The following is a 21,833-nucleotide window of genomic DNA, read 5'->3' on the forward strand; positions in this document are numbered from 1 at the left end:
ACCAAAATTATGAACCACTCAGCTTTGTCGGTTACGTTCAAGCAAGAGTGATCCTGCGAAGCAAACAATCCCGAAAGCCCAAAGTTTGAACGAACCCAAAATTATTTCTGAACCGGTTTCGCCACGCAGGAAAACACCATTGAAGGCTTCCATGGCCCAGTTCATGGGCGAGAGATGTCCAACGAAGATCATGGTGTCTGACATGATGTACAGCGGAACCCAAATGCCGCCCAAGGCTGCCATGATCACCACCGAAACAATTCCGAAAATGGCGGCCTGATGAAGTGTTTTGAAGATGGTTCCGACAAGCAAACCATAGCTGGTGGCGGCAAAACCTGCTACAATCGCCACATAAAGCAATGGGAAGAAACCGCTTCCAAGATCCAGTTTGGCAAGGCCAATGCTCGGCATGAGCCAGAAACCAACGCTGATCATCAGCAAGGCTTGCAGCAGTCCGACTGCGCTGTAGCTCAGCAATTTGCCCGCATAGAAATGGAACATGCTGGTTGGCATGGTTCGCAAGCGGGTAATGGTTCCCGCGGTACGTTCGCGCACCATGTTTCCAGCCAGTGGAATAACGATAAAGAACATGGCGAAGACCGTCCATGCTGGCACGTTATGCTGCGTGGAGTTATTGGCCACATCCGTTGCCATGATCTTACCTGTGGCGGTTTTCTCTCGCAGCTGTACAATTCCGTTGGAGGAAAGGTCCACTTCGGGGCGTTTGCCTGTCATTTCTGCCAAGCGGTCACTGAGGCCATCAATGATCATTCGCCCTTCCAGTTCGCTCAAAAACTGCTTGATGGCACTTCGGATGCTGCTTCTAAAAGTGTGTTTCGTAGTAGGGTCGAGGAGTAGCGTGATGTACGGTTCGAGGTTCGGTTTTTCGACTTCGGTCGGTTCGTCCGTTGGCATCAGCCCAGCTAACATTCCTTCCACCTGTGCATCAACGATCTGCTTCAATTCACCACCCAAACCTTTCTTTACAATAATGCCTATTTGGTAATCGCCCGAATTGATGGATTTCGCGAGTTGCGCGCTATCGATCGGCATTCCATTCAAGCTATCGACCACCACGAAGGTTTTTCCTTCCTGAATGGCGTGCATGATGGCTTTGGAGATCTCACCGCTGTCTTGATTGACGAACAGCACAGGGATTTTCTGTTCCTGATAATCCCGGAAAGGCGCGTCCTGCACGATTGCCATCACAATAACGAGCACCATCGGCATGAGGAAAAGGATGCCGAGGCCGCCTTTGTCGCGGAGCAGCAACAGCCATTCTTTCGTTATGGATGCGAGGAGTTTCATTTTGTTTCACGCATAGGCGCAAAGACGCTAAGAGTATTATTGCACAGAGGGAAATTGAGAAATGGAGATGCACAGAGACGCTTGCTGTCATGCTGAACTTGTTTCAGCATCTGAATAGACCCTGAAACAAGTTCAGGGTGACACTTCGATATTTCATTGCCACACACCATCAATCCCTCAATTGTTTGCCCGTCAGTTCAATGAAATGATGATGCAGGCTGTGTCCGTCTGAAAGCAGTTCGGAGGTTTTGCCTTCGATCAGCAGTTTTCCGTGGTCGATGATGCAGACCTGATCGCAGAGCTTTTCGGTCTCGTCCAGCTGGTGAGACGTGTAAACGATGGTCATTCCGCCACGGTTCAGCTCCTGCAAATACGTGTTGATCATGTGCCTTGAATGTACGTCAATGCCCACGGTCGGTTCATCCAAGATGAGGATTTCGGGGTCGTGCATCAGTGCCACCATCAGGTTCACCCTGCGCTTCATACCACCCGAATAATTCTGTAACTGCTTGCCGCGATGTTCCGCAAGTCCAAATGCTTCCATCAACTCATCCGTTTTCTGCTGGATTTCCTTTCGGTTCAATCCAAGCATCTGCCCGAAGAAATGAAGGTTCTCCGAAGCCGTCATTGTATCGTACAACGCAATTTCTTGCGGCACCAAGCCAATGGACTTTTTAATTCCAACTGCGTCATTCTTCCAACTCTTTCCAAGAATGGAAACCTCACCAGCAGTCGGTTTCAGAATACCGCAGATGATGGAAATGGTTGTGGTCTTTCCTGCACCATTTGGGCCAAGGAGACCGTAAAACGCACCTTTCGGAATTCGCAGGTCGAGGCCGTTGACGGCCGCTTCTGCCGCACCGCTGTAGCGATGCACCAATCCCGATATGGAAATGGCGTCCAAATCAGAATTTCATTTTGTGAATGGACTGGAAGAACAGAATCTCCTTCCTGCCGATGTCCGAAAGCTGGTCGGCCAGATCCTGATAGGTAAGGTTGTCTGCGCGGTCCTTACACATGCGTCCACAATCGTAGGCGAAGTTGCGCCATTGGTCACCGATCTTGGTGATCTCCAAACTCTTCTTGTGCAAGACAGGATTTCCCAATCTGGCAGACGCTTCTTGCAAAAACGCCCCGAACATGAAGCGGAAACCCGCACCACCCGTACCTATCTCTTCCTGCATCCGAACGATGTTCCCGAGGTACTTCTTCGCTTCTTCCTTGCCGTATTTCTTCTCGTAGTTGGCAACGCGCGAAGCCAGAAAGCCAATGGCGCGTCCACCGAAAATCGGCAACGGAATGGTTCCCATATCCTTTGCCGTGTACTTCAATCCTTTGATGAGGGCTTTGTTCAGATCCACATCTTTCGGAACGTGTGTCGGATAATACATGCGGCCGCTGGTGTTCGGCATTCCTTTGGCAAACCGCGCACGGATCAGCATTCTGCGATCAATGGTCACAGGCTCTTCCAAAATGGGGTCGGAAATGAGGTAATCATCGCCTTCCTTTCCGTAGACCACCACGTTGTGTGCATTGAAATGGAAGCGGAATGCACGTGGCAGATAGGGCAGATAGAACACGCTGGTAAGCATACCAACGGGCAGACCTTGCTCCAGAACTCGGTCAAGTTCAGCCATTGCTTTTTCAGGATCAGAAAACTTCTGGCGTTTCATCTCCACACCAGTTCGCTGCGAGAACTTCTTGAAAATATCGCCTGGCATGATGCGGTAGGTGGTCACGGGCAGTCCGTTCACTTTGATGAACGGCATGTGGCTGAAGAACAGCCCAGAACCGATGCCCAATGCCATCGGTTCCGAAACATCCAGACCGTGGTGACGCATCAAATTGGAAATAACGCCCGTCTCGCAATGAGCTGATTGGCGGTGTTTAAAGTCGATTTTTACGTTCATCCTTGTACTAAAGAGTTATTGGTTACTGGTTATTCGGAGAATCAGCAACTCAATAACCAATAACTAACATTTCAATAACTCTTCCACCGATATATCGAACACTTCAGCATAGCGCTTCAAGGTCTTGTCATCCAGCGAGTTGAAGCCCGCAGGCTCCAAATGCTTGCTCACATTCCGCTTCGAAATATCCATGTACTGCGCCAACATGGCCACATCCATGATGTTCTTTTCCATGTGATAGGCGAGAGGGCTTAGCTCTCCAGCAGCTATCTTCTTCTTGGTTTCCTCAACCTTCTTGTTTATTTCTTCCCAAGCCTGATTGAGCACCACGTTCTCAGGTTCCCAACCCACGCTGCCAACGGTTCCGTAGTTGCCGTTCTCATCCACGGCATATTTCACCACTTTGAACTTGCCCTCGAAAAGGTTCTCGTCATCCTGTGGTACTTCGTCCTTTTTCATGGTGCGAATTTAACTTCTACAGATTTTACGCTTTAGTGACAGCGTCAACTATTGTAAACAAAAAATCCCCACCGAAGTCGGTGAGGATTTCTATCTGAAAAGCCTTTCGGCTTACTTCATTCGCTTTTCCTTGATACGAGCTTTCTTACCAGTAAGATCGCGTAGGTAGTAAATACGTGCTCTACGAACAACTCCGTGCTTGTTCACTTCAATGGAGGTCAAGTTTGGGTTGCTGAAAGAGAAGATACGCTCAACACCAACACCTCCAGACATTTTACGGATAGTGAAAGTCTCAGTAGCGCCTGTTCCGCTTCTTTGGATGATCACGCCTTGAAAACGCTGTGGACGCGTTTTGTTTCCCTCGCGGATAAGGTATTCAACCGTTACGGTATCCCCAGCTTTGAATTCTGGGTGCTCCATGCGTGTGCTGTAAGTATCTCGTACGTGATTAAGTATTGCGTCCATTTCTTTCGTATTAGCCCAAAATTTTGGGAGTGCAAATGTAGATATTTAGTTTCAAGCTGCAAGTCGTTGGCTGCAAGAAAAATTGATTAGACTTTAAGGGCCGGTTGTTGAATGGTTGTTTAGGTGGATTCAAGTTGAGTTCTTACTTGATTGGTCGGGTAAACCAGAAAAATTGCCTCTTGTTTTGAACTTTCCAAATTTGAAATGTTTCAGTTTGCATAAAGGAACCACATACGATAATCTTCCCTTAGATTCAGATGTTGGGCATTCATATCCAGCGGAAGAACACGCTATAACTTTTTAAACTCCAACGAAACGGAATTGATGCAGTACCGCATGCCGGTCTTATCGCGCGGACCATCGGGGAACACATGCCCCAAGTGACCACCGCAGTTGGCGCAGAGTACTTCGGTGCGTATCATGCCGTGGCTTCGGTCCGTCTTTTCAATTACTGCGCCTTTTTCTGCGGTCTTGTAGAAGGCAGGCCATCCGCAACCGCTATCGTACTTCGAACCGGAATCGAACAGCTTGGTGCCACATCCGGCACAGTAGTAACTGCCATCTTCAAAATGCAGGTCGTACTTGCCCGTGAAAGGACGCTCAGTTCCTTTTTCTCTCAGAACATGATACTGCTCTGGCGTGAGCTTTTCTTTCCAGTCTCTTTCGTCCATAATTCAGAAATTGAGTCGTAATAAGTGAAACCCATCACAGACACGAAGGTTCACAATTGACAGATGAATCAAAACCTTACTGCACCATCAGCTTCGCTCTCGAAAGAACACGTTTCCGGTCCATCACCTGCACGAAATACATACCCGGACTCAGATCGGCTTTCTGTATGTTGAGCATGGAAGAGGTCACATTTCCGTAATTGCGAACCAGTTGTCCGGAAGGTGCTACCAATTGCACTGATATGTTCGTGTTGAAGCGATTTTCGATCTTCAGCGTAGTGCTTTCCTGCATGGGGTTCGGATACAGACTGAGCCCAATGCCACCATCTACCAGTTCATCCACACCCGTGTGGACCAATAGGCAGGTATTGAATGGATCCACCTGTGTCAAAGTCTCCTCATAATATTGGTTCACTACAGATTTGATGTGCGAGATACAGACAAGTGTGTCGGTAAGCGAGAAGTAATGAATTCTGCACAAAGGAGTAGCGTTCTGATACTTTGGGACCAATGAATCCTGGTAGCTTATGCCGATCACTTCGCGGCCTCCCAAACTCCATTGCGGTGCTATCGGGTAAGCATTGGGATCCACGAGATTCTCCACGCTTTCAATGGTCAATCCCGACATCTCGAACTGGTACGCGACCACAAAGTTGTTGGGGTTCTTGATGTAGATGTCGATGTACTGTTGGTTATAGTCCACATTTCCGATACTGAATTCCACCGTGTCGTAGATATTCAGCGTCCCGTAAGGAAAATGGCAGTGATTGTGGTTGGAACCTGTGTTCTGACCATCAATGGTCAATGAGCAGTCCACCAATAGCGAAGCATCATATACATCGATCTCGCCATCTGCGTTCAGGTCGTTGCAATTGGTGGCAGTTATATCATGGGCCAAAATGCTGCTCACATACGTGTGCGCATCTACAAGGTCCTGCTGACTGTCCGTGTTCAGGTCGCCACGAAGTGCAGGGCCACCACACAGCCCGTTACAGTCGGGTTGGGCGTTTCCATATATCTGCCCAAAGCAATCGACATACGGTTGGCAATCAGGCAGTTGGTTCACAAACAGGTTACCGCTTGCATCGCGACCAATATAGATGCACAGTTGCGCCCAGTTGTTCATGTGGCTGGTCTCGTAGTGTCCGAGTGCATCGGGCGAATTGTCCCAGTTGCAAGTGTTCACAAACGTGTAAAGACCCGTGTCGATGTCGGTTACATCTATCCATTGGCAGGAAAGTCCGGAGGAATAAATATCACCGCAACCGGCAGAGATGCCCATGGTGCTACAGCCATACTGAGCCGTTCCGCCCCCGCTGCACTCAAGATCCATTACGCAGAAACCGTTTTTAAAACCGATGGGGATGAGATTGCCCTGCGTGTCGTACAGTTTGTATTCGGCATAGCCGCGATAATGCACGTGATTGTGGCAGTTCTGAAAGTCGAACTGATCGGGATTGGCACTTGGATTTCCGATATAGTAGTCAAGATTTCCGATGTTTTTGATGTGCGTGGAGAATCGGATGATGTCACGTGTTCCGTAACCGTTCATGCAGCCTTCGGCCACCGAACAATCGTTGGCAGGTACATTATATTGATCCACATAGAGCGAATTGGCCAATGCGGCCGAATCGACCGTAAGGTCGGGACCATCCGGACACAACGGATCGCCCGGGTAGATGCAGTTGTTGTCGTTCACCGTGGCCAAGGGATTGTAGTTACAGGCATTCGGATCCATGCAACCAACGATAGGACCGTTGTACGACAGCGACCAATTGATATCTCCCGTACAATCTCCGTTGTTGCTTCCAATCCGTATCCAGTATTGCACACCTGCCTCAAGCAATGCAGAACCGATCATGGCCTGTGGCGCACATCCACCTTGGTCGTTGTCGTAATAGATGGTGCCAATGTTGTCCTCGCCCCAGATCAGGCCATTGCAATGGTCATAGATCCAAAGCTTTGTATTACAGCCGTTATTGCAGGTTTCAACCGCATACGTTCCATTCTGTGCAGGAGTAAACGAATACCACGTGTTGTTTGATGGAGCAACATACGTGCCTTCTGTAACCACCAGCGGATCGCTGCAATCGGAACCGGGAGGACAGTTGAAAAGGGTGAATGCCTGGCTGCTGAAATTACCACCTGTCAGCACTTGGCTGCCATCCACAAAAACGGTGTAACTGCCATTTCCATAACCACAGCAGATACCATCACCGAACGCATCATGTATCTCAAACCGCATGCACTCCGATTCTGGAACGCAAATAGTATCGCCATACCAAGTAGTATCGGCATACGCACCATTCTGTCCACCCATGGTCAGCGTATCGCCATTATGATCCAGAAGGATCCAGTCCGTCTCATATCCGTAACTATCCGTAAGAATTTGAATGGCAATTTCCGATTGCCCCGTTGGACATTGGGCCAATATGGCGGTTGTACTCAGAAGAAATGCAATGAAGGCAAGTAATTGTCTTTTCATGGTTTGAGGTTCTTTCGGCAAAGCTACAACACATGGCTGTTTTGCGTGATTGCTTTTGCCAGCGGTCTTACGCGTTCAGAACGCGGATCTCACAAAGTGGTTGCTGAGTTTATGGAAGGAATGAACAGCCCATTTAAAGGAATGAATGCGCATAATTGTTGCATAAATGACAATAATGTTTCGATGAAAGGGAATTTCAACCCGACAAAACACTACTTTTAGTAGACGAAACCGTTTTCCAAAGAATAATGGAACATGTACACCACAGAACCTCACACCTCTAAGTACATCTTGAAAAAAGTGACAACCCCCACCGCGCTTATTCTGATTGATGGAGATGTTGTAAAAACCTATTTGCATGCCGATGTCGAGTTCACCGAAGAGTCTTCGGAAGAGAACATTGCCGCCATTTGGAATGACATCAAAGACAAGAAGATCTTCAATCTACTGGTCCCAGATGCTTCAACCCAAATAACGGTTGACGTGCGTACCTACGAGAATGTCGGACTGGAAAGGATAAAGCGGGCAGAGGCCATTGTGATCAAATCGTTGGCGCACCGACTTTTGGCCAAGTTCTACCTGAAGCCACGCAAAGAGCGCTACCCGACCAAGGTGTTTGACAATGAAGCGAAAGCCTTGGAATGGTTTGATTCCATTCGGCAAACGGAGGAAAGTTGATCACATCGGTTTCTTGATATTGTCAGATGTGTCGATGCCTGACAGTACCTCTATCTTGATGCCATCTGAAAGTCCGAGTTTTACCAAACGCTTTTCAAATACCTGAGGCGAAGTTTCAACCTCAACAAATGTTGAGTCGGGATGCTTGCCCAAGATGAGCAATGCCTCTGGAATGGCCAGCACGCTATCGCGTCTTTCAAGCACAATGTCTGCGTTGGCACTGTAGCCCGAACGGACAAAAACATCTTTCTGCAGTTTGACCATTGCCTTGATCTTGAATTGAATGGCCCCATTCTCTTCCACTCCCTTTGGCGAAATATGGTCGAGCGTGGCGTGGAACGTGTGGCCTTCCAACGCACCGATAGTGATGAGCAGATCCATGCCTTCTTTGATCTTGCCCACCTCGCTTTCATCCACTTTGCCTTCAAATTCCATTTCGCCCATATCGGCAATGCTGGCAATGGTGGTTCCTTCGTTGAAGTTGTTGCTCTCAATGACCGAGCTTCCTTCCTTCACGGGCACTTCCAGTACCATTCCTGTTGCGGTGGAACGGATGATAGTGTTCGAACTTCCGCTTTCGGCCTTCAACGCACCTTCCTGTATCAGTTGAAGATTGTTCTCTGCAGCCACCAATTCCTGCTTGGCGTTCATCAAGGCGTTTACAATGGGTTGGAACTCAGCTTGCGCTATCACGCCCTGTTCGACCAACGGTTTCTGTCGGTTGAAGTTCTGCTGCGCATTCTCCACAGCTATTTCCGCCATTTGCACGCGGTTCTTGGCGTTGTTCAAACTCACCATATCGGGCACGATCTTCACCTTGGCAATGGCATCACCATCTTTCACCATCTGGCCCTCTTCCACAAAAACCTTTTCCACAATGCCAGAAACGCGGGGTTTGATGGCCACTTCCTTTTTGGGAGAAATGCTTCCCGTGGCAACGGTCTTTTTGATGATGTCCGTTCGGAAGGCTTTGGCGGTTTCAAATACCACAGGCGGTTCCTGCGATTTCTCGTACAGATGCCAGAGCGTATATCCGAATCCTCCCAGTATCACGATCACGATCAGTATTCTCACAAATGATTTCATATAGCTAAGTTCAAGGTTGAATGTTCAGGTCTTTTTGATGTGAATTGCGAATGCGTTCGAACAGGACGAATTACGAATGTGACGCGATCTGCGGCCGCCATTCGGATATTCGTATTTATTCGTAGTTCGTAACCCATTAATTTTCAGTTCTCAATGCTTCCACGGGTTTTATCTCCAAGGCTCGATAGGCGGGAATGAACCCTGCCAAACAGCCAGCGAACACAAGTACACCAAGTGCCGCCATGATCACATTGAAATCCACCTGGGGGTTATCAAAGTACTCATGTTCTATCAGCGGCCCGGCATATTCCACGGTCCAAACGCCAAGCACAATGCCAATGTATCCTGCCAAGGAAGTAAGCACCAATGCTTCGAGCAATATCTGGCTGATGATGCTGAGCGGGCTGGCACCGATGGCGCGCCTGATGCCGATCTCTTTGGTGCGTTCCTTTACCACGATAAGCATGATATTGGAAACCCCGATAACGCCTGCCACCAAGGTCAGCGTTCCTACGAACCACGTGAGGAAGGAGATGCCTGTGAAGATGTTCGCGTAGCGTTGGAATTCCTCCTCATTGTTGTTGGTGCCGAAGGCAAACGGGTCATCTGGATGCACGTGATGGCGTTCCTTTAGAACCTTTAGAATTTTGGCCTCCATATCCGCAACCGAAACGCCATCGATGGGCATGAAACCATAATAGCTCACCCAATTTCCGTAATTGAACGCCTGCTGAAATGAACTCAACGGAATAAAGATGCTCTGTGCGTCATCCTCCGCCTCGCGCCCTGCTTTCAGCGAACGGAACGTGCCGACCACGGTAAAATACACGCCATTGATGCGAACATTGCTGCCGATCACTTCCTCACCTTCATCATAAAGATCGTTCACCACTTTGGAGCCGATGACCGCAACTTTCCGTTTCTGATCCACATCCAAGCGGTTCAGCAATCGGCCTTGGTCCGGATCGAACGGTTGGATCTCTATCACTTCGGGATAATCGCCTTTTATGCCATAAGCCCCTGTGTGAACCCCACGGGTCACATTGGCCGATCCGCGCCAGCCGCCAACTTCATTCCGTGGTGCGATCACTTTTACTTCCGGCACAAGGTCCTGAATGGCCTTTGTGTCCTCATTGCTCATGTGGAACCAGCGTCCAGCAGGCAATCCTTTGTATGGCATGGTGGTGCGTTGGGTCCAGAGGTAAAGCGAGTTGGTGGCAAAGCCTTGGAACTCTTTCATGGCTCCATTGTACAGCCCCGAACCTGCGCCCAGCATCACCACAATGATGAACATGCCCCAGACCACCCCGAATGCCGTGAGCATGGTGCGCAGTCGATTGGCACCCAAGGTGTCAAACACTTCCCGCCATCTGTCAAGGTCAAATAGGCTCATTCGTCTCTCAATGCTTCTATGGGACTGATGGATGCGGCCCGCAACGCGGGAATGAGCCCCGCAAGCAGACCTGCAACCACAAGAACGGCCGTGGCAATGGCGACTGTTCCAAGGTCAACAGAAGGGTTTTGGAAGATGCCTGGGTCGTCCAATGAATTACTGATGGCCTCCAACGTGAAGACCCCTGCCACCATGCCCAAATAACCTGCAATGCTGGTAATGAACGTGGCTTCGATAAGAATGAGCGAGACCACCGAGAACGGAGAAGCACCCAATGCCTTGCGGATGCCGATCTCGCGCGTACGTTCTTTTACTACCACCATCATAATGTTGCCAATGCCCACGATGCCGGCAATGATGGTTCCGATGCCAATGGCCCAGACAAAAAGGCTGATACCACTGAACAGGTTGGCGATCTTCATAAAGCTGTCGGTTGTATTGTGAATCCAAACGGCCCGTTTGTCTTCTGGCGAGAACTGATGCAAGGAGGCCAGCCGGTCGCGGATCTTCTGCTCGATCACCAGACTTTCCTCGGGTGTGGCATCGCCAATGGTAGAACTGATGGCATGTACGTTTCTTCCACGGTCAAACACCATCTGTCCCACCGTCATGGGAATGTAGCCGCGTCTGTTATCGCGGTTGCCACCACCATCTTTAAAGGTACCGATGACCTTGAAAGCGATGCCACCGATCTCGATCATCTTGCCCAAATGGTCTCCATTGGGAAAGAGTTCCTCCTGCACAGGAATTCCCAGAACGACCACTTTCCTGCGCTCATCAATGTCAAATTGGTTCAGGAAACGACCAGTGACCATGGTGGCATTCTCAGCATAGAATTGTCCCGGATGGGTGGAAATAAGTTGAAAGTTCCCTTTTCGGTTACCGTAAACGAAGTTCTGGTTGGCGAGCCAAAGGCGGGAGGCCACGTTTTCCAATCCCGCAACTTTCCCATCGTCAATGACCTCCATATCGTCATCGGTAAAATTGATGTGCCTTCCCGGCTTCATTCCCTTGTACGGAATGGTGGTGCGCCCTTGGTAGATCCAGATGCTGTTGATGGCATCGTCCTTGAACTCTACTTCAAATCCATTGCGGAGTCCATTTCCTGAACCAAGCAGAATAATGAGCATGAAGATGCCCCAGAACACGCTGAAACCTGTCAAGAACGTTCGGAGTTTGTTCTTGCTGATCGTTTCAAATATCTCCTGCCATTTGTCGAGGTCAAACATTGGTCGGAGCTACTTTATAGTTATCGCTTTCAATCAACCCATCCTTCATAAGAATGACCCGATCGGTCTGTGATGCAATGTCGTGTTCGTGCGTTACTATCACCACCGTCATTCCCGAAGCATTCACATCCTTCAGCAACTGCATTACCTCGCTTGATGTTCTGCTATCGAGCGCACCGGTTGGCTCATCTGCAAGGATCACTTTTGGTTTGGTGATGAGCGCACGGGCAATGGCCACGCGTTGTTTCTGGCCACCACTCATCTCGCTTGGCAGGTGTTCTGCCCAATCAAGCAGCCCCACACTCTCCAAATATTCCAATGCGGTCTTGTTCCGCTTTCTGCGGCCAACTCCTTGGTAATAGAGCGGCAGGGCCACGTTTTCCATCGCATTCTTGTACCCAACGAGGTTGAAGCTTTGGAATACGAACCCCAGTAACTTATTGCGGTATTGGGCCGCTTTGGTCTCACTGAGGTTCCGTATCAGGGTCCCATCCAAATGGTAGGTTCCCGAATCGTAGCTGTCCAAAATTCCAAGAATGTTGAGCAAGGTGGATTTGCCCGTACCTGAGGAACCCATAATGGATACCAACTCGCCTTCTTTTATGGTGAGGTCGATGCCCTTGAGCACCTCAAGCCGATTGATCCCGACCTGATATGACTTCCTAATTCCCGACAGTTCTATCATAGAAGGCCCGAAAATAAGGGACAACCTCGGTAGCTGCCGTTAAGAACTCTTGTGTTCTGTTAAAAATTGTGAACTCGGTGACGGATTTGCCAAGGTTCTCTTATCAACTTGAGTGGTTGGCCGTTACCGAGAGATTCCCTAATAAGTGATTCCATGCCTGTTGATTGAGTTTTATCGATCTTGATTGCGTTTCTTTGTTGAAGCCATTCAACATGAAACACCTTTTCGCTTTTTTCCTTTTTCTCATTTCAACCTTAGCAAACGCACAAACCGCGTGCGATTCGTTGGAGTTCGTGTCCATTCAGTACAGCTCATTTACCGATTCTGTGATTGTGGTAAAGGTGATGAATCATAATACCAACGAGATATTCGATTATCCTGGGTTCGTTCTGCTGGATGACAATGGCGATACAGTTGCTCTCGAAACGGTCAATTATTTCGGTATTGGACAACAATCTGTGCATTTGCTGAATGTACGGCCAGGAGTTCATGATTCGAATTCGACATTCAATGGCACTTTGAGGTTATATAGTGGTTTCTTCCAAAACCTTGAGTGCGAATGGAGTCCCGATCAGTCATTTTGCCCGAATGCCGGATGCGATTCATTGATCATCGGTTTTCAGAATTGGGGTGGTGCGTTGGTGCTCGGTGATTTCGCTTGGAGCCTGCTTGATAGCACCAATTCGATCATCGATTCGGGCGTGCTTACCATGACTGCGAATGAACAGTACTGGTTCAAAGGATTTTGTCTCCCACATGCGCGGTACAGTTATACACTTTATGCGCTCGGTCAGCCGTCAGGCGGAGGTCCGACCATGACGGTGGCTGCCGACAGTTGGTACGGCTCACCAAGTATCAGTCAACCGTTCAACTGGAGTTCTGGGAATGTCCTGAACTTCCAATTCTACGATTTCTGTAACGATACTGAAGTACCGAATGGGCTACAGGATGTATCCAACGAATCGCCTGTGAAGGTCATTCGAAATGGTGAATCGCTGCAATTGAGGGCAACGGATGCAATGCAGATGGTGGAAGTTTTTGCCGCCAACGGAAGCTTGGTTGGGATCTTCAACCCGAACTCGGATAGATTCACGCTTCCTACAGGTTTGCAACCTGGACTTTACATTGTAAGGGTCTACTCGAAGGACACGGTCTTATCCATCAAGATTTTACTTTAAACGAAGTTCTCAGAGTTCCACTTTTATGTGGTTAACACTCATTAACATGCGCTAACATTTGGCAAAAATCGTCTCGGCTAACTTTGGTTGAACAAAAAATGATAGCCATGAAAAAGTTCAACCTTTTATTTCAGTCGAGTACGGTCATCGCCATGCTGGTGGCAGGTCTGTTCACTTACGGACAGGCACAGAATGCCGATTCGAAAAGCAAGAGCCAAAAATTGAAAATCGATATTGAGGTCTCCGAAAATGGTGAGACCAAGAAAATATCCAAAGAGCTCGATGCTGTAGATGGCGAGGATATTCAGGCCATTCTCAGGGAACTGGATGTGCTGAAGGATATTGACATCCAGGGTACTGGAGAACGCATCGAAATAAAGGTGAAGAAGGAAGTTGGCGGAGATACCAGCAAAGACCTGAAAGTACGCGTTTTCGGTGATGAGGATCTTACTTGGTTTGATGATATGGAGGAAGAAGATACGAAGGCACAGCTTGGCGTTTTCATTTCCACGTATGATGAAAACGGAATTCGAGGAGCATTGGTAATAGACATTGTGGAAGGAAGCGCAGCGGAGAAGGCAGGGTTCAAGGAAGATGATGTGATCATTGAAGTTGATGATGATCCTGTCACTTCGGAACAAGCATTGCGGGATCTGATAGCTTCCAAAAATGTAGGTGATGAGATTATTGTCAAATATCTGCGCGATGGAGTTCAGCAGGAAGAGAAAGTAACGCTGGGTGAATCCAAGAACATTCGGGTTTTTAAGAGGCAGTTCGACCCGAACGACAAGCAGTTCTTCTTCGACCACGGCATCAATATGGATGAAGAGTTCATGGAGCAACTGAAGGATATGAACTTCGATCTTGATGTGAAGGATAACGAGATGCCATTCTTGGGAGTAACTCCAGGAAAACAAACCGATGCTGAAGGAGTGGAATTGGGTTCGGTGGTTGAAGGAAGCGCAGCCGAAAAGATGGGACTCCAAGCTGGCGATCGCGTACTGAAATTGGATGGAAGTTCGGTGAGCGATTTCAAGGAGGTTTCTGCGTTGATCGCTAAAAAGAAGGTTGGAGACGAACTGACCGTAGAATTCGAACGGGATGGGAAAGTAAGTTCCGCCAAAGGCGAATTGGGAAAGCGCTCATTGGCACCGCATCATACGCGCATCATGCGTTATGCTCCTGATGTTGTCAAGGAAGTGAATGTGGTCATTGAGCTGAAGGATTGCAGCAAGGAGGAAGAAGCCATGTTGGCGAAACCAGCCTCAGTCAATTTCAAAAAGGATCTTCCGAAAAACAAGATTGAATTTGCACCGAATCCGAGCAACGGACAGTTCAACCTCATGTTCGAACTGGCAGAGGACAAGGATACACGTGTTCTCATTTTCGATCAGTCTGGAAGGAAGATCTATGAAGAGATCCTCAACAACTTCGATGGTCGTTACCGCAACCATATTGACATCAGCATGCACCCGAGCGGAATGTATTTCCTCATTATTGCGCAAGGCGAAAAGCAGTTTACACGCAAACTGGTGAAACAGTAAAGAAACAGGATAGGGGGGAAGAACGAGGTAGTTACGCAAGAAAGAGGGCCGAAGCGAAATCGCTTCGGCCCTCTTATTTCATCGGATGAATGTTTCAGATCACTCCTTCACAAACGAATTGGAGAAGATTCCGTCTTCCGTTGCCACCATGATCTGGTAAACGCCTGTTTGCAGGTCGCTCACATCAATGATCCTTGAAAGCCCGGAGAATTCTTTCACCTTTTGTCCTGTCATGTTGAAAACTGCGATGCGCTTCAGTTTTGCTGTAGCATTATCGATGCGCAACGTTCCTGTTGTCGGGTTCGGGTAAACACCGATCCGGTCAACTTCTGCATCTGCAATTCCTGCCAAGCTCAAATTGTTCGGAGAAAGTCCAAGGAAGAACTTCCAAATTTCCAGCGTGTAGTAAACATCACTTCCAGATTGGCTGTCGGGTAGCCAAACATGGTCCGCACCGTTCACCTTGTAATGCACCACGCGTGTGTTATCTGTGCAGCCCGCGTATTCAAGGTAATCCACCGTGTAGCCATCGTTGGCCGTATCAGGGAAACGTCCCTCAAGCGAAACGGAACCACAGCCATTGTTCGTGGTCCAGAAATTGAGCCATTCCGTCACACTCATGCCAAAATTGTTGTCCTGAGCACCACCGCCATCCGTTCCGTAGCCAACGTTCGTGTCGCTCGTTCCGTGAAAATGACATACGCGCATCGTAGTTCCCGGATTGCACGTGATGCCGCTTCCGATGGTTCCGGCAACAGAGGCCGTGGCAGCAACACGGTTACTTAACTCGCAGGCCATTCTATTGGTCATGAAACCGCCCATGCTGAAACCGGTCACATAGATCCGGTTCTGATCGATGTTGTAGTGAGAACTAACGGTATCCATCAGCGCATTCAAGAAACCGACATCATCAATATTCTCATTCGGATAAATGGTCCCGAACCCGGGAACATCCATCCCCGCACCCGAATTCCATGCAGTTCCCACATTGAAGAGACCTTGGAAAATGTACTCAAGTGCCTGCGGATACACCACAATGAAATTGGCCGTGTCGGCCACGTACTGGAAACCGACACCTTGGAAGTTGCCGATGGTGTCGCCCAATCCATGCAGCGCCACTACCAACGGAACAGCTTCCTGACCATCGTAAACAGCTGGTACGTACTGCAAATATTCGCGGGTTTCACCCTGATAATCCCATGAGATGTGATCCATCTGCTGAGCTGTGGCGGTCATGCTTACCGCAATTGAAAGTAGAAGTAATAGTTTTTTCATTTCGATGATTTGAATTTGTGCTAAGGTAAAAATTGTTGCAATTGCTACCTTTTGCCAAACATTGTAATATGGGAGAGCAATCTGTACGTTCCATTACCGATCTGCGCGAACGCGCCAATTTTCTGAGACATATTCTGCACGACATTGATGCGTTCGATCTGATGGTCGAGAAACGATTGTTCGAATCGGGCGTGCAGCGCATTGGTGCGGAGCAGGAATTCTGCATCACCAACCGCAACTGGGAACCGGAAGATGCCAGTTCTGAACTGTTGGAAGCACTCAGCGATCCGCATTTCACAACCGAGTTGGCCAAGTACAATTTGGAACTGAACCTTGACCCACAGCGACTGACGGAAGACTCTTTCGAGCGGATGGAGCATCAGTTGCGCCAGTTGATGGGAAGGGCAGAGAAGGAGGCCGAAAAGCGCAACATGCATATCATCCTCACAGGCATTCTTCCTACGATCACACCTCGTCATATTGAGTTTGAACACATGACCGCGAATCCACGGTTTGCGGAGTTGAACCGCGTAATGCGGGAACACAAAGGCGGAGATTTCGAGTTGAATATTCAAGGGGTGGATCAACTCATTGCCAAGCACGATTCCATTGTCTTTGAAGCATGCAACACCAGTTTTCAGGCGCATTTGCAGATAGAACAGGATGATGCCGTTGCCATGTACAATTGGGCGCAGGCCATTGCCGGTCCGGTGCTGGCCGTCTGCGCCAATTCACCTTTGCTTTTAGGTAAAGAGCTTTGGGCCGAAACGCGCATCGCGCTGTTCCAGCAGAGTATTGATATACGAAGTGGTTCCACGCTCATTCGCGAGCAGCAGCCGCGCGTTACATTCGGAACACGCTGGGTGCGTGAATCCATCTCGGAAATCTTCAAAGAGGATATTGCCCGTTTCACATTCTTGGTGGCAGGCGACATTGAACGCGATTCGTTGGACGAACTCAAGAATGGCCGCATTCCAGAGCTGAAAGCCCTGCGCATGCACAACGGAACCGTTTACCGCTGGAACCGACCTTGCTACGGAGAGGCAAATGGCGTGGCACATCTTCGCATCGAGAACCGCTACATTCCATCGGGTCCGACCATCATGGACGAAATGGCCAACATGGCCTTTTGGGTCGGGTTGATGAAAGGCATGCCCGAAGAATATGCGCGGATCTGGGAGAAGATGGATTTCAAGCGCGCCAAGGCCAATTTCCTGCGGGCGGCCATCAGCGGCATGGAAACCAAGTTGCAATGGATGGGCAAAGTGGTGGATACCAAGCAGCTCATTCAGGATGAATTCCTGCCCATTGCCGAAGAAGGGCTCCGCAAAGCGGGAATCGATGATGCTTCCATTCGGAATTATTTGGGCGTCATCCGCCAGCGGCTAAGCTCGCGCAATGGGGCACAATGGATGAAGAGTGCTTACCGCGCATTGAAAGATGGTCATTTGCGGGATGTTTCGCTGCGCAGAATGACCGCGTTGATGCACCGAAATCAGACCAGCGGAAAACCCGTTGGCGAATGGCCGCTGGCAACCAAAGAACAGCTTACAGGCAAGGAACTGAAGTTGCACAAAGTGTATCAGGTAATGAGCACTGATCCGCAGACCGTGCACGAATTCGACCTTGTGGAGTTGGTGGAGAAGATCATGAAATGGCGCGGTTTTCATCACGTTCCAGTAGAAAACGAGGCGGGCGAGTGCATCGGCGTCATCACATCAACACTACTTGCAAGGGAGCGTGAAAAACGTGGTTCGTTCGGGAATATGTTCGCGTCCGAGATCATGGAGCGGAAGGTTATCACCATCGATCCCAATGCGCCCATTGCAGAAGCAAAGAATCTCATGATAGAGAAGGGGATCGGCTCACTTCCTGTCATTTATCAGGGTCGATTGGTGGGCGTTATCACTAAGTTTGACCTCGTTGAATTGGAAGACGAGTAGGCGTTGAGGAAAGCACGGTTTTACAGCAAGGCGCGCAACCAACATTTCGAGGTGGAGCGCATCATTGGCGAGTTTCATGGAGAAGAGGAAGGTCCAGCGTTGGTCTTTTTCGGAGGTATTCATGGCAATGAGTCGTCTGGAGTGGTGGCGCTCATTGAAGTGATGGAAGAACTGAAAACGCTGAAGCCAAAGATCCGCGGCAGCATCTACGCCATTGCTGGAAACATGCATTCGCTGGAACAGGATCAGCGTTATGAGCAGATTGATCTCAACCGCATCTGGACCAAAGAACGCATCCGAAGAATTGAAGCAGGAGAAGTCTCTGAATCAGAGATGAATGCGGATGAGAAGGAGCAGATTGAACTGTACAACATCTGTAAAGGGATATTCGCTAAGCACGAACATCAGGTCTATTGCATCGATCTGCACACCACATCTGCACCAACCGTTCCCTTCATCACCCTCAACGATACGCTCATCAACCGCGATTTCGCTACGAAATTCCCTGTTCCGGTCATTATCGGTATCGAAGAGTTTCTGGTCGGCCCGCTGTTGAGTTGGGTGATGGAGATCGGTTATCCATCGCTGGCATTCGAAGCAGGCGAGCACCATTCGGAAGACAGCATCAAGTATCACAAGGCCTTTGTGTGGCTATCCCTTGTATATGGCGAACTTATCAGTGCAACGGACGCTCCTGAGTTTGGCAGGCACCAGATGACGCTGGCTGCTTCCAATTCGGATCACGGAAAAGTATTTGAGGTTTATCACCGCAAGGGCGTGAAGCCTGAAGAGCAGTTCAAAATGAAACCTGGTTATGCCAATCTTCAACCAATTGTCGAAGGCGAAGTGCTTGCCACCAATGCAGATGGCGAAATTCTCTCTCCGGAGAATGGCCGTGTGTTCATGCCATTGTATCAATCGCAGGGCGATGACGGCTTCTTCCTTATCCGCGAAGTGAATGCATTCTGGTTGAATCTATCAGCAATTTTAAGGAAGGTCCGCTTCGAAAATGTACTGACACTTTTGCCCGGTGTGAGCCGCGATCCGAAAGAAAGGCATACGCTTATCGTCAACAAACGTATCGCGCGGTTCTTGGCCATCGACATCTTTCACCTGCTCGGTTACAGGAGCAAGCAGCGCTTGGAGAATGAGATCCGTTTCAGTAAGCGCGAGTTCGATGTGCGCGGTGTGGCCCTAAAACGGTAGGTTATCGTCACGTTGGTGTTAACAAATCTCGACAAGCGTTGAAACCGTCACAGGTGCATTCTCCGTAATTTGTAGTAGTGAAAAAGTGGATTGAGGACATACCGTTCATCGATAGGTTTCGGAAAACGGCCGGTTCGTATTTTCTCAAAAAGGAAATGCGCATCCGTAACCGCGAGGTGCAGAGCGTGGGACTCGATTCGGCCCGAAGCATTGGCATCATCTTCAATGCGCGTGATGAACGCACCTTCAAACAGATACGCGAGTTCGCAGACCGATTGCGAGGTGGCGGATTACGTTCAGTAAAAGCCTTGGGTTTTGTGCCAAAGGCGGAGGTCGCGTCCTTTCTTCAATCAAGTCAGGATTTCGACTTCTTTACCCGCGAAGACTTCAATTGGTACTACAAACCGCAGGGTAGGAAAGTGGTCGGGTTCATCAGCGAACCGTTCGATATTCTCATCGATCTTCGCATCAACAAGTTCATTCCGCTGCTTTTTGTGGTCGGGCTTTCGCGCGCGCACTTCAAGGTCGGTCGCTACGGAGAGAAGTTCAAAGAGTTCTACGACCTGATGATCGATGTGGATGGCAACTCAGACCTGCAATATCTGATCGATCAGGTAATGCATTACCTGAAAATGTTGGACGGATCTACTGAGAAGTAAGCTTATTACTTCAGTTTCTCTTTGCATGTACAACCGGAAACCTCAAGGTTGGCAATGGCTGCATTGTATTGGTCTTTGGAGTCGTATTCATCCATACAGAAATTATGATCGCCAAAGCTGCAATCGCATTCTGCGCATTTCTTGCAGGATGAGAATCCCGCACTCAGTGTTAAGATCAGTAGTGGTAGAAAATACTTTTTCATGAGGTTGAATTTTTGTTCAAACTTCGACCTCTTTGGTCCTTAAAAGTTGACGAACATCACATCCCAAAGTGATTCTAAAGAGGCTCTGTTTTTTGCGGAGTTGCTGGTACATTTGCCTTATGAAAGAACTGAAAGGAACAGGCGTGGCCATGGTAACGCCATTCAATGCAGATGGCAGCGTCAATTACGATCACCTTGAAAAACTGACCGACCATTTGGTGCAGGGTGGTGTGGATTATCTGGTGGTGCTCGGAACAACAGGTGAGAGCGTAACGCTGACCAAGCAGGAAAAGGAAGATGTGCTGGATTGTGTGGTAAGCGCCAATGCGGGAAGATTGCCTGTGGTGCTGGGCGTTGGTGGCAACAACACTTCGGCTGTTTGTACGCAACTTAAAAACTTGGATAAAACAGGACTGACGGCCATTCTGTCGGTTTCACCAATGTACAATAAGCCGACACAGGACGGAATTTACGCGCATTACGAAGCCATTTCAGACTGTTCTCCGTTGCCGATCATTCTGTACAACGTTCCAAGTAGAACGGGTTCGAACATGGCTGCAGAGACCACGCTCCGTTTGGCGCACGATTTTGAGAACATCGTTGCCATCAAAGAAGCTTCTGGCAGCTTGGATCAATGCATGCGAATCATCAAAGACCGACCAGCCGATTTCCTGGTTATTTCGGGAGATGACAACTTCAGTCTGCCGTTGATCGCCTGCGGAGGCGATGGCGTTATTTCCGTAGTTGCCAACGCGCTTCCAAAGCAATATTCCGAGTTGATACGGGCCAGTTTGGCAAGTGATTACGAAACCGCCCGCAGCTTCCAGTATCAACTGTTCGATATTGTCAATTTGCTATTCGCGGAAGGAAATCCTGGGGGAGTGAAATGTGCGCTTCAGGCACTTGGCATCTGCGAGGAGAACATGCGTTTGCCGCTGGTGCCTGTTTCAGACAAACTCAGACAGCAGTTGACGCAGACTGTACGGTCGGTTCAGTAAGTGTACGTGGCCGTGATGTTCGGGTCTCCGATCCACGTAATGATGACCTCGTTACCACTTTGGTAACGCATCGGTTCCAAATTGAAGTTGACCGTATCCTTCACCAAACTGCGGCACGGGTCGTTGTCGGGGTTGAAATGTTCGAAATCGATGTACGCCTGTGGCGGAAGACTTTTCATAAATGACCCGGAAAAGTAGGCGTTGAAATCATGCTCTTTGCAGCCTCCGCTGTATCGGAAGATCACGGTAAGTACATTTTTCGAACAGTTCATGCTCAACACTTGAAAATCCTGCTCCCGTGGTTTCCGTTCGCGGCTGACGATGATGTCTTTCACCTTTTGCGTTTCAGCAGCTTCTGCTTGCTTTTGGGTAGCACTACTCGTGCTTTGTCCATTGTTCTTGCATGAGAAAAATGCCACAGAGATCAGCAGTACGATTATCAGGCTTCGCATCGCGGT

Annotated in this window: 21 protein-coding genes; 7 read left to right on the forward strand and 14 right to left on the reverse strand. The window is 49.0% G+C overall.

The genetic code is table 11. The features are described from left to right. Positions 1-18: 18 nt before the first annotated feature. From GC178_17200 to GC178_17230, 7 genes are all read right to left on the reverse strand, one after another. On the reverse strand, positions 19-1,308 hold the full coding sequence (locus tag GC178_17200) for an ABC transporter permease subunit (GenBank protein MBI1289307.1): 1,290 nt from the start codon (positions 1,306-1,308) through the stop codon (positions 19-21). Positions 1,309-1,477: 169 nt separating this feature from the next. Continuing rightward, positions 1,478-2,203: an ATP-binding cassette domain-containing protein gene (locus GC178_17205; GenBank protein MBI1289308.1), complete on the reverse strand. Its 726-nt coding sequence runs from the start codon at positions 2,201-2,203 to the stop codon at positions 1,478-1,480. 10 nt (positions 2,204-2,213) lie between these two features. Then, positions 2,214-3,218 (reverse strand): DUF4872 domain-containing protein, encoded by a 1,005-nt coding sequence (locus tag GC178_17210; protein ID MBI1289309.1) that lies wholly within the window; start codon positions 3,216-3,218, stop codon positions 2,214-2,216. 63 nt (positions 3,219-3,281) lie between these two features. Next, positions 3,282-3,677, reverse strand: coding sequence for a hypothetical protein (locus tag GC178_17215; GenBank protein MBI1289310.1), 396 nt, complete (start codon positions 3,675-3,677; stop codon positions 3,282-3,284). 111 nt (positions 3,678-3,788) lie between these two features. Next, positions 3,789-4,142, reverse strand: coding sequence for a 50S ribosomal protein L19 (locus GC178_17220; protein ID MBI1289311.1), 354 nt, complete (start codon positions 4,140-4,142; stop codon positions 3,789-3,791). A 290-nt stretch (positions 4,143-4,432) separates the two neighbouring features. Continuing rightward, positions 4,433-4,813: a peptide-methionine (R)-S-oxide reductase MsrB gene (msrB, locus tag GC178_17225; GenBank protein ID MBI1289312.1), complete on the reverse strand. Its 381-nt coding sequence runs from the start codon at positions 4,811-4,813 to the stop codon at positions 4,433-4,435. 76 nt (positions 4,814-4,889) lie between these two features. Further along, on the reverse strand, positions 4,890-7,298 hold the full coding sequence (locus GC178_17230) for a T9SS type A sorting domain-containing protein (GenBank protein MBI1289313.1): 2,409 nt from the start codon (positions 7,296-7,298) through the stop codon (positions 4,890-4,892). Between the two features lie 255 nt (positions 7,299-7,553). On the opposite strand from GC178_17230, the gene GC178_17235 reads away from it, so the two are divergent. Next, positions 7,554-7,976 carry a hypothetical protein gene (locus GC178_17235; protein MBI1289314.1) on the forward strand — a complete coding sequence of 141 codons (423 nt, stop codon included), beginning with the start codon at positions 7,554-7,556 and terminating at the stop codon, positions 7,974-7,976. On the opposite strand, the gene GC178_17240 is transcribed toward GC178_17235, so the two are convergent. The 4 genes from GC178_17240 to GC178_17255 form a co-directional block, all read right to left on the reverse strand. Continuing rightward, positions 7,977-9,062, reverse strand: a complete 1,086-nt coding sequence (locus GC178_17240; GenBank protein ID MBI1289315.1) for an efflux RND transporter periplasmic adaptor subunit — start codon at positions 9,060-9,062, stop codon at positions 7,977-7,979. A 136-nt stretch (positions 9,063-9,198) separates the two neighbouring features. Next, on the reverse strand, positions 9,199-10,455 hold the full coding sequence (locus GC178_17245; protein ID MBI1289316.1) for an FtsX-like permease family protein: 1,257 nt from the start codon (positions 10,453-10,455) through the stop codon (positions 9,199-9,201). Further along, positions 10,452-11,684, reverse strand: coding sequence for an FtsX-like permease family protein (locus GC178_17250; protein ID MBI1289317.1), 1,233 nt, complete (start codon positions 11,682-11,684; stop codon positions 10,452-10,454). Before GC178_17250 ends, GC178_17245 begins: the two co-directional genes overlap by 4 nt. After that, positions 11,677-12,369 (reverse strand): ATP-binding cassette domain-containing protein, encoded by a 693-nt coding sequence (locus tag GC178_17255; GenBank protein ID MBI1289318.1) that lies wholly within the window; start codon positions 12,367-12,369, stop codon positions 11,677-11,679. Before GC178_17255 ends, GC178_17250 begins: the two co-directional genes overlap by 8 nt. A 212-nt stretch (positions 12,370-12,581) precedes the next feature. Between GC178_17255 and GC178_17260 the strand changes: the two genes are divergently transcribed. Next, positions 12,582-13,547 (forward strand): hypothetical protein, encoded by a 966-nt coding sequence (locus GC178_17260; protein ID MBI1289319.1) that lies wholly within the window; start codon positions 12,582-12,584, stop codon positions 13,545-13,547. A 98-nt stretch (positions 13,548-13,645) separates the two neighbouring features. Next, a complete protein-coding gene (locus tag GC178_17265; GenBank protein MBI1289320.1) occupies positions 13,646-15,091 on the forward strand; it encodes a PDZ domain-containing protein in 1,446 nt (481 codons plus the stop codon). A gap of 99 nt (positions 15,092-15,190) precedes the next feature. Here the strand turns inward: GC178_17265 and GC178_17270 are convergent, their stop codons facing one another. Beyond that, positions 15,191-16,366 (reverse strand): T9SS type A sorting domain-containing protein, encoded by a 1,176-nt coding sequence (locus GC178_17270; protein ID MBI1289321.1) that lies wholly within the window; start codon positions 16,364-16,366, stop codon positions 15,191-15,193. Positions 16,367-16,434: 68 nt separating this feature from the next. Between GC178_17270 and GC178_17275 the strand changes: the two genes are divergently transcribed. The 3 genes from GC178_17275 (at position 16,435) to GC178_17285 (ending at position 20,174) form a co-directional block, all read left to right on the forward strand. Next, positions 16,435-18,309: a CBS domain-containing protein gene (locus GC178_17275; protein ID MBI1289322.1), complete on the forward strand. Its 1,875-nt coding sequence runs from the start codon at positions 16,435-16,437 to the stop codon at positions 18,307-18,309. A 3-nt stretch (positions 18,310-18,312) separates the two neighbouring features. After that, the gene (locus GC178_17280; GenBank protein ID MBI1289323.1) at positions 18,313-19,515 is read left to right on the forward strand and encodes an aspartoacylase; all 1,203 of its coding nucleotides are present in this window, start codon (positions 18,313-18,315) and stop codon (positions 19,513-19,515) included. Between the two features lie 77 nt (positions 19,516-19,592). Continuing rightward, positions 19,593-20,174 carry a hypothetical protein gene (locus GC178_17285; protein MBI1289324.1) on the forward strand — a complete coding sequence of 194 codons (582 nt, stop codon included), beginning with the start codon at positions 19,593-19,595 and terminating at the stop codon, positions 20,172-20,174. A gap of 5 nt (positions 20,175-20,179) precedes the next feature. On the opposite strand, the gene GC178_17290 is transcribed toward GC178_17285, so the two are convergent. Further along, entirely contained in the window at positions 20,180-20,377 is a 198-nt protein-coding gene (locus GC178_17290; GenBank protein ID MBI1289325.1) for a hypothetical protein, read from the reverse strand. Between the two features lie 119 nt (positions 20,378-20,496). Here GC178_17290 and GC178_17295 point away from each other — a divergent pair, with 119 nt between their 5' ends. Beyond that, on the forward strand, positions 20,497-21,375 hold the full coding sequence (locus GC178_17295) for a 4-hydroxy-tetrahydrodipicolinate synthase (protein MBI1289326.1): 879 nt from the start codon (positions 20,497-20,499) through the stop codon (positions 21,373-21,375). On the opposite strand, the gene GC178_17300 is transcribed toward GC178_17295, so the two are convergent. Then, positions 21,369-21,827: a hypothetical protein gene (locus tag GC178_17300; protein ID MBI1289327.1), complete on the reverse strand. Its 459-nt coding sequence runs from the start codon at positions 21,825-21,827 to the stop codon at positions 21,369-21,371. The genes GC178_17295 and GC178_17300 overlap by 7 nt on opposite strands. Between the last annotated feature and the right edge of the window lie 6 nt (positions 21,828-21,833).

This window comes from Flavobacteriales bacterium, assembly GCA_016124845.1.
In the GTDB taxonomy this organism is placed as follows: domain Bacteria; phylum Bacteroidota; class Bacteroidia; order UBA10329; family UBA10329; genus UBA10329.

Bases quoted from the DNA above. Each gene is read 5' to 3' on its own strand.
- GC178_17210 (MBI1289309.1), bottom strand. From the start codon at position 3,218: ATGAACGTAAAAATCGACTTTAAACACCGCCAATCAGCTCATTGCGAG.
- GC178_17270 (MBI1289321.1), bottom strand. From the start codon at position 16,366: ATGAAAAAACTATTACTTCTACTTTCAATTGCGGTAAGCATGACCGCC.
- GC178_17265 (MBI1289320.1), top strand. From the start codon at position 13,646: ATGATAGCCATGAAAAAGTTCAACCTTTTATTTCAGTCGAGTACGGTC.
- GC178_17290 (MBI1289325.1), bottom strand. From the start codon at position 20,377: ATGAAAAAGTATTTTCTACCACTACTGATCTTAACACTGAGTGCGGGA.
- GC178_17255 (MBI1289318.1), bottom strand. From the start codon at position 12,369: ATGATAGAACTGTCGGGAATTAGGAAGTCATATCAGGTCGGGATCAAT.
- GC178_17300 (MBI1289327.1), bottom strand. From the start codon at position 21,827: ATGCGAAGCCTGATAATCGTACTGCTGATCTCTGTGGCATTTTTCTCA.
- GC178_17240 (MBI1289315.1), bottom strand. From the start codon at position 9,062: ATGAAATCATTTGTGAGAATACTGATCGTGATCGTGATACTGGGAGGA.
- GC178_17230 (MBI1289313.1), bottom strand. From the start codon at position 7,298: ATGAAAAGACAATTACTTGCCTTCATTGCATTTCTTCTGAGTACAACC.
- GC178_17245 (MBI1289316.1), bottom strand. From the start codon at position 10,455: ATGAGCCTATTTGACCTTGACAGATGGCGGGAAGTGTTTGACACCTTG.
- GC178_17260 (MBI1289319.1), top strand. From the start codon at position 12,582: ATGAAACACCTTTTCGCTTTTTTCCTTTTTCTCATTTCAACCTTAGCA.
- GC178_17295 (MBI1289326.1), top strand. From the start codon at position 20,497: ATGAAAGAACTGAAAGGAACAGGCGTGGCCATGGTAACGCCATTCAAT.
- msrB (MBI1289312.1), bottom strand. From the start codon at position 4,813: ATGGACGAAAGAGACTGGAAAGAAAAGCTCACGCCAGAGCAGTATCAT.
- GC178_17215 (MBI1289310.1), bottom strand. From the start codon at position 3,677: ATGAAAAAGGACGAAGTACCACAGGATGACGAGAACCTTTTCGAGGGC.
- GC178_17275 (MBI1289322.1), top strand. From the start codon at position 16,435: ATGGGAGAGCAATCTGTACGTTCCATTACCGATCTGCGCGAACGCGCC.
- GC178_17235 (MBI1289314.1), top strand. From the start codon at position 7,554: ATGTACACCACAGAACCTCACACCTCTAAGTACATCTTGAAAAAAGTG.
- GC178_17200 (MBI1289307.1), bottom strand. From the start codon at position 1,308: ATGAAACTCCTCGCATCCATAACGAAAGAATGGCTGTTGCTGCTCCGC.
- GC178_17220 (MBI1289311.1), bottom strand. From the start codon at position 4,142: ATGGACGCAATACTTAATCACGTACGAGATACTTACAGCACACGCATG.
- GC178_17250 (MBI1289317.1), bottom strand. From the start codon at position 11,684: ATGTTTGACCTCGACAAATGGCAGGAGATATTTGAAACGATCAGCAAG.